Below are 6901 nucleotides of genomic sequence, written 5' to 3'. Positions count from 1 at the left end.
TCGCTGCGTCAGCTGAGGAGGCGAACTATACGCCCGGGCCCCACCCCCGTCAACACCTTTTGCGAGAAAAATTGAACTTTTCACCCAGCATTCATGTAAGGCGATGATTTTAAAGAAAACGCCAACAAAAGAATTTTCAACCAGAGTCTCCTCGCGCTCAAGCGCAGGCAGCTTTGGCTATGTTCAAGGTTGAGGGGAAGTTGCGGATTGCGCCGCCGCCGGCTTCAAATACGGCAAAAAGGCATCAACCACCTCTGCCGCGTCCGGCTTGGTACGGGTGCCGATGCTGAGCACCTTGCTGGCGCCAGGCAGGATCAGATACTTATGGAAGTTCCACATCGGGGCGTCGTCGGTAGCGGCGATCAGCGCCTTGAAGAATGGCTGCGCATCGCCGCCGCGCACATGCCCTTTGCCCGCCATAGGAAACGTCACGCCATAATTGGCCTGGCAAAACGCGCCGATCTCGCTCGGCTTGTCCAACTCCTGGAAAAAGTCGTTGCTCGGAAAACCGATCACCACCAGCCCCCTGGGACCATATTGCTTATATAGAGACTCAAGCTGGGTGAACTGCGGCGTGAAGCCGCAATGGCTGGCCGTATTGACCACCAACACCGGCTTGTCCGCATACTGGCATAGATTGATTTCGCCGCCCATCAAGCCGGGCACCGTGTAATTGAGCAAAGACGGACAACTGGCCCATGCGGCCTGCCCCCACAACAGTAAAAACCAAGCCCAACGTTTCATGATTCCTCCCCTCCGGACGGCTCCAGCCCAGACGCGACTCCAGATATAAGAATAGGGCAATGCGCCCATGCATTGCCCTATCGTCTCACATCGCGGCGACCGATGCCGCCGGCCTGTCATTGTGGCTGGCTGGCGATCTCCGCTCGCACCTTGTCCATGTCCAGATCGCGCAAGCCCTGAATCAATTGTTCGAACTGGGCGCCCATCAGCGCGCCGGCCTGGTTGAACACCATGATGCCGTCCTTGATTGCGATCAGCGTCGGGATGGAGCGGATATTGAAGTGCGCTGCCAGCTCGCGCTCATTCTCGGTGTCGATCTTGCCGAACACGATGTCGGAATGCTTGGCCGAGGCCGCCTCGAAGACCGGGCCGAACATCTTGCACGGACCGCACCACTCGGCCCAGAAATCGAGGATGACCAGGCCCTCGTCCTTCATATTGGCATTGAAGTTGTCAGCAGTGAGATTGACGAAGGACATGATGACTCTCTTTCTCTATATAGGGTGGCCCGCCAGCGGCGGGCTGTCTTGAAGCAAGATATGAGCGCGGCCGGGCAATTGCAAGAAGCCCGGCGTTTGAATTTCTCAATCCGCTCGATAGCCAGCTAGCCGACAAAAGGCAACGCCAAATACAGCTTGATCGTGATGGCGTTGACGATGTCGATGAAGAAGGCGCCCACCATAGGCACAACCAGAAAAGCCAGATGCGAGGGGCCGAAACGCTCGGTCACCGCCTGCATATTGGCGATGGCGGTCGGCGTGGCGCCCAAGCCGAAACCGCAATGGCCAGCCGCCAGCACCGCGGCGTCGTAATTGCGGCCCATCACGCGGAAAGTGACGAACACGGCATACAGCGCCATCGCCACCGTCTGCAGCAAGAGCAGCGCGAAAATGGGCAAAGCCAGCGCCGCCAGATCCCACAGCCTCAGCGACATCAGAGCCAGCGCCAGGAACAGCGACAGGCTGACATTGCCCACGACCGACACCTCGCGCTCGAAGATCTTGTACCAGCCCAGCGCCGCCAAGCCATTGCTGATCAATACGCCGACAAACAACACGCAGACGAAAGTAGGCAGCTCGAACGCCGTGCCTTTCAGCAAAGAACCGATGAAGGTGCCGCCCAGCAGGCAGACCGCGATCAAGGCCAAGGTTTCAATGAAGGAATGCGGGGTGATCAGGCGCTGCGCATCCGGCAGCTCGAAGCCTTGCGGCGGCTGATCCATATTGTGCTCCGCTCCTGGCGTCTTGACGCGCTTGACCAGGAAGCGCGCCACCGGCCCGCCGATCAGGCCGCCCAACACCAGACCAAAGGTGGCGCAGGCCATGGCCAGCTCGGCGGCCGACGCGAGGCCATACTTGTCGGCGAAGGTGCCGCTCCAGGCCGCGCCGGTGCCATGGCCGCCGGACAAGGTGATGGAGCCGGCCAGCAGCCCCATCAGCGGGTCCAGCCCCAGAGCGCTGGCCACGGCCACGCCCAAGGTGTTCTGCACCAGCAAAAGACCCACTACTACACCCAGGAAAACCCCCACCGCCTTGCCGCCGCGCCTCAGGCTGGCCAGATTGGCGGTAAGGCCGATAGAGGCGAAGAAGGCCAGCATCAGCGGCGTTTGCAGCGAGGCGTCGAAGCGCACTTCCATGCCGGAGAACTGACGCCAGGCCAGCAAGGCTGCGGCGACCAGCAAGCCGCCGGCTACCGGTTCGGGAATGTTGTAGGTGCGCAGCACGCCGGTATGGGCGACCAGTTTGCGTCCCAGCAGCAGAACAAGCGAGGCTGCCACCAGCGTGCCGTAGAAATCAAGTTGGATCATCGGTTCTCCTATTGTCGTTTTCTAGCGAAAACGCGTCCGCGGCGCGACGCAGACAAACCGATGAAGCAGGAAGGCATAGAGGCGCTCCGCATCCCGCCGCGCGCGCGGCGAGGCGGCGCAAAGGCCGCCGGCTGGCTGGTCGGCGACTCCATGCGGAAACGCGCTTTAGGATACGAGTGGAGAAACGGCGTAAAAGTTCAAAAAAACCACTTTACAATCAGCCATCTGCGGACATCATCCGCGACTGATGCGCCAGCATTGGTGGATTTTGCGGTTACGGAAGTCTTCCGGCACCGACTGCGCACTGATGTCGCGGATCTGGTAATCCTCGCGCAGCCGCTCATCCAGCTGGAAAGTGCGCAGATTGTTGGAAAAGTACAAGCAGCCGCCCGGCGCCAGCAACGCCATGGCGTAGTCTATCAGCCAGACATGGTCGCGCTGCACATCCAGGATGTCGCGCATTTTCTTGGAGTTGGAGAAAGTGGGCGGATCCATCACGATCAGATCGAACTGCTTGCCCGCGTCCACCGCCTCTTCCAGATACTGGAACACATCGGCGCGCACCAGTTGATGCTTGGCCAGGTCCAACCCGTTCAGCTCGAAATTGCGGCGCGACCAATCCTGATAGGTATTGGACATATCCACGGTTTCCGACGACGCCGCGCCGCCGGCGCCAGCGTAGACGGTGAAACTGCCGGTATAGGCGAACAGGTTCAGGAAACGCTTGTCCGCCGCCTCCTCGCGCACCCGCTTGCGGGTATTGCGATGGTCGAGGAACAGGCCGGTGTCCAGATACTGGTCCAGATTGACGATGAAACGCTGGCCGAACTCGTCGATCACGAAGTCCTGCCCCTCCATCCCCACCTTCTCGTACTGGCTGACGCCTTTTTGCCGGCGACGGTTTTTCAGCGTGACAGCGGCGGCCGGAATGCCGATGACCTGCTCGATGGCCGCGACCACGGCATCGATCCAGGCGCGGTATTCATCGTCGCCCATCTCCCAACCGGTATCGTATTCCTGCAAATGGACGCGAGAACCATAGATGTCCACCGCGAACGGGAACTGCGGCACGTCCTTGTCGTAGACGCGCCAGGCGTCCAGTCCCTGGCGGCGCGCCCACTTGGCGTAGTGCTTGTAGTTCTTGGCCAATCGGTTGGCGAAGGCGCTGGCATCCTGCATGACTATCCTCGAAGCGGCAAAGCAAACGCGCCAGCTCAGGCTGGCGCGGCGTGACATTCAAAACGGCATTATAAGGCCTATTGCTGCGAATACATCTCCAGCATTTTGCGGTAAACCGGTTCCGGCAGGTATTGGCGGATCACGTTTTCCCAGCCGCGCGGCCCGACCAGGCCCTTGACCATGGTGGACGACACCTCGGCGTATTCGCGCGGCGGCAGCAGAAACAGCGTGGTGATGTCCGGATGCAAGTCCGAATTGATGTAGCGCATGGTGCGCTCGTATTCATAATCGCTGGCGGTGCGGATGCCGCGCACGATGTAGTTGGCGCCCACGCTCTGCGCGTAGTTCACCAAAAACTGATTTTCAAAAACTTCGACCCGCAGCTTGCTGGATCCCGCGGTGACTTCGCGCAGCAACGCTATGCGCTCTTCCACGCTAAACGTGCAATGTTTGTCTGGATTCACGCCGACGGCGACGATCAATTCGTCAAATAACTCCACCGCCTCGCGTATCATCCACAAATGGCCATTGGTCACCGGGTCAAAGCTGCCGGCATAGACGGCTCGTTTCAATTGGCGTTTTCCTCGGGCTTTGAGTGCGTGTTCCATGGCGAATGTATCTTGCGTGGGCGGGGTGGTAAAGGATTTTTTGTGCGATGCGGCAAAAAATGCGCCGCATCGCGACCTTGTCATGCTACGGTCACAACTGACAGTTGACCATCCAGTTGACGCCGAATTTATCACTAAAGCAAGCAAAAAGCGCGCCCCAGAATGTCTGGTGCAGATCCATCGTCACCTGGCCGCCCGCGCTCAGCGCGGCGAACACTTGGCGAGCCTTGTCCGTATCGCCCTCCAGATTGATGGATAAGGTGATTTGGCCGGCAGGCGGCGCCGGCCTGTCGGTATCGGAAATCATCAGCACATTGGCGCCGAACGCCAGCCGGGCGTGCATCACCCAGTTGGGATCCACTTCGCCCATTCCCTGCACGTCCTTGGGCGCGTCGGCGTAACGCATCAGCATGACGATTTCGCCGGACAGCGCATCACGGTAGAAATTAAGCGCCTCCTCGGCGCGTCCATTGAAGTTCAGATACGGATACACATGCATGGCAAGCCTCCGTTGGTGGTGGGAAGCCCAGTGTACGCCGGCCGATACGACGACGGAATGAAAAAAGCCCGCGACGATCACCGTCGCGGGCTCCCGATGCCGATTTGGTCTCAGCCGTTGATTTCTTCCGCCCGGTGGCAGGCCACCATGCGCTGATCCAGCTCGCGCAATTGCGGCACTTCCGCCTTGCAACGCTCATTAGCATGCGGGCAGCGCTTGTGGAAAGCGCAGCCTGACGGCGGATTGAGCGGGCTGGGCAGCTCGCCCTCGATCTTGATCTTGATGCGGCGGTCTTCAGGATGAATGGACGGCGTGGCCGATAACAAGGCCTGGGTATAAGGATGCAACGGACGCTCGTAGACGCGGTTCTTGTCGCCCACCTCCACAGCTCGGCCCAGATACATCACCATCAGGTCGTTGGCCACGTGCTCCACCACCGCCAGATTGTGCGAAATGAACACATAGGCGGTGTTGAACTCCTCCTGCAGATCCATGAACAGGTTCAGCACCTGTGCCTGGATGGACACGTCCAGCGCCGAGGTCGGTTCGTCCGCCACTACGATCTTGGGGTTCAACATCATAGCGCGCGCGATGGCGATGCGCTGACGTTGGCCGCCGGAGAACATGTGCGGGTAGCGGAAATAATGCTCCGGACGCAGGCCGACGCGGGCCATCATCGCCCTTACCTTTTCCTCGCGCTCCTTGACCGACAACGAGGTATTGATCAACAGCGGCTCTGACAGCTGGTCGCCGATCTTCTGCCGCGGATTCAACGAGCCGTACGGATTCTGGAACACCATCTGCACCTTGCGCCGCATCGCTTTCAGCTCGGAAGCGCTAGCCTTGGCCGCATTCTGGCCGTCCAGGATCAGCGAGCCAGACGTCGGCTGCTCGATCAAGGTCAGCTGGCGCGCCAGCGTGGACTTGCCGCAACCGGACTCGCCCACCACCGCCAGCGTGCGGCCGGCCTCCAGCTCGAACGACACGCCGGCCAGCGCCTTCACCTGCGCCTTGGGCTTGAACATGCCCTGGGCCACGTCGTAATAACGGGTCAGATCTCCCGCTTGCAAAACCTTAGCCATGCTGCTTCTCCTTGGCCAGCAACGGGTAGTGGCAACGCACCGCGCCATGCTCATGAGCGGTCAGTCCGGGGCGCTGGGCGCGGCAATTGTCCTGTGCGTACGGGCAGCGCGGCGACAGCAGGCAGCCCGTCGGACGGTCGTACTGCCCCGGCACGATGCCGGGCAGCGTAGACAGGCGGCGCGCGCCCTTGCTGTGCTCTGGAATGGACGACAGCAGCGCCTCGGTGTACGGATGAGTCGGATGGCGGAAGATTTCCGGCACCGTGCCCATTTCCGCCGCCTGGCCGGCATACATCACCACCAGCCTCTGCGCCACCTCGGCCACTACGGCCAGATCGTGGGTGATCAGGATCAGCGCCATGTTCTGGCTCTTCTGCAGAGACACCAGCAGCTCCATGATCTGGGCCTGGATGGTCACGTCGAGCGCGGTGGTCGGCTCATCGGCGATGAGCAATTTCGGGTTACAGGCGATGGCAATGGCAATGGCCACGCGCTGGCTCATGCCGCCGGACAACTGGTGCGGGTAGGCTTCCAGGCGCGAGGCCGCGGCCGGAATCTCCACCAGCTGCATCAGCTCCAGCGCGCGCGCCTTCAAGGCCGCGCCGCGCAGACCCTGGTGCGCTTTCAGCACTTCCATGATCTGGTAGCCGACGGTGTAGCTGGGATTCAGCGCCGTCATCGGATCCTGGAAGATCATCGAAATGTCCTTGCCGACGATCTTGCGGCGGCCGCGCGCCGAGATGCTCAGCAAGTCCTTGCCGTCGAAAGTCAGCTCGTCGGCCACGATGCGGCCTTGCCCTTCCAGCAGGCCCATCATCGCCATCATGGTGACGGACTTGCCGGAGCCGGACTCGCCGACAATGCCGACGATCTCGCCCTGATTGACCGACAGCTCCAGCCCCTCCACCGCGCGGAACGGGTTCTTTTCCGATCCAAACTCCACGGACAGATTCTTGATTTGCAACAGACTCATATTCTTATC

The 6901-nt window shown here is 60.6% G+C and carries 8 protein-coding genes; all 8 read right to left on the bottom strand.

The window, feature by feature from the left end; all coding sequences use genetic code 11:
• Positions 1 to 183 precede the first annotated feature (183 nt).
• Complete coding sequence (locus C2I19_RS06475; protein ID WP_233201121.1) at positions 184 to 813, bottom strand: glutathione peroxidase; 630 nt, start codon at positions 811 to 813, stop codon at positions 184 to 186.
• Between the two features lie 47 nt (positions 814 to 860).
• Positions 861 to 1223, bottom strand: a complete 363-nt coding sequence (gene trxA, locus C2I19_RS06470) for a thioredoxin (RefSeq protein ID WP_103901900.1) — start codon at positions 1221 to 1223, stop codon at positions 861 to 863.
• A gap of 125 nt (positions 1224 to 1348) precedes the next feature.
• Positions 1349 to 2551, bottom strand: coding sequence for a sodium/glutamate symporter (gene gltS / locus C2I19_RS06465; protein ID WP_103901899.1), 1203 nt, complete (start codon positions 2549 to 2551; stop codon positions 1349 to 1351).
• Between the two features lie 234 nt (positions 2552 to 2785).
• Entirely contained in the window at positions 2786 to 3730 is a 945-nt protein-coding gene (locus tag C2I19_RS06460) for a class I SAM-dependent methyltransferase (RefSeq protein WP_103901898.1), read from the bottom strand.
• A 77-nt stretch (positions 3731 to 3807) separates the two neighbouring features.
• Complete coding sequence (gene coaD, locus C2I19_RS06455; RefSeq protein WP_103901897.1) at positions 3808 to 4338, bottom strand: pantetheine-phosphate adenylyltransferase; 531 nt, start codon at positions 4336 to 4338, stop codon at positions 3808 to 3810.
• Between the two features lie 91 nt (positions 4339 to 4429).
• Positions 4430 to 4837 (bottom strand): VOC family protein, encoded by a 408-nt coding sequence (locus C2I19_RS06450; RefSeq protein ID WP_103901896.1) that lies wholly within the window; start codon positions 4835 to 4837, stop codon positions 4430 to 4432.
• 110 nt (positions 4838 to 4947) lie between these two features.
• Entirely contained in the window at positions 4948 to 5919 is a 972-nt protein-coding gene (locus C2I19_RS06445; RefSeq protein WP_103901895.1) for a peptide ABC transporter ATP-binding protein, read from the bottom strand.
• On the bottom strand, positions 5912 to 6892 hold the full coding sequence (locus C2I19_RS06440) for an ABC transporter ATP-binding protein (protein ID WP_103901894.1): 981 nt from the start codon (positions 6890 to 6892) through the stop codon (positions 5912 to 5914). The genes C2I19_RS06445 and C2I19_RS06440 overlap by 8 nt, the downstream gene beginning before the upstream one ends.
• Positions 6893 to 6901: the final 9 nt, after the last annotated feature.

The organism is Chromobacterium alticapitis (assembly GCF_002924365.1).
GTDB classification, from domain to species: Bacteria; Pseudomonadota; Gammaproteobacteria; order Burkholderiales; family Chromobacteriaceae; genus Chromobacterium; species Chromobacterium alticapitis.
This window is presented reverse-complemented; position numbering and strand designations above follow the sequence as displayed.

Coding starts and splice junctions, on each gene's coding strand:
- C2I19_RS06475 (WP_233201121.1), bottom strand. CDS start 813: ATGGGCGCATTGCCCTATTCTTATATCTGGAGTCGCGTCTGGGCTGGA.
- C2I19_RS06460 (WP_103901898.1), bottom strand. CDS start 3,730: ATGCAGGATGCCAGCGCCTTCGCCAACCGATTGGCCAAGAACTACAAG.
- gltS (WP_103901899.1), bottom strand. CDS start 2,551: ATGATCCAACTTGATTTCTACGGCACGCTGGTGGCAGCCTCGCTTGTT.
- coaD (WP_103901897.1), bottom strand. CDS start 4,338: ATGGAACACGCACTCAAAGCCCGAGGAAAACGCCAATTGAAACGAGCC.
- C2I19_RS06450 (WP_103901896.1), bottom strand. CDS start 4,837: ATGCATGTGTATCCGTATCTGAACTTCAATGGACGCGCCGAGGAGGCG.
- C2I19_RS06445 (WP_103901895.1), bottom strand. CDS start 5,919: ATGGCTAAGGTTTTGCAAGCGGGAGATCTGACCCGTTATTACGACGTG.
- trxA (WP_103901900.1), bottom strand. CDS start 1,223: ATGTCCTTCGTCAATCTCACTGCTGACAACTTCAATGCCAATATGAAG.
- C2I19_RS06440 (WP_103901894.1), bottom strand. CDS start 6,892: ATGAGTCTGTTGCAAATCAAGAATCTGTCCGTGGAGTTTGGATCGGAA.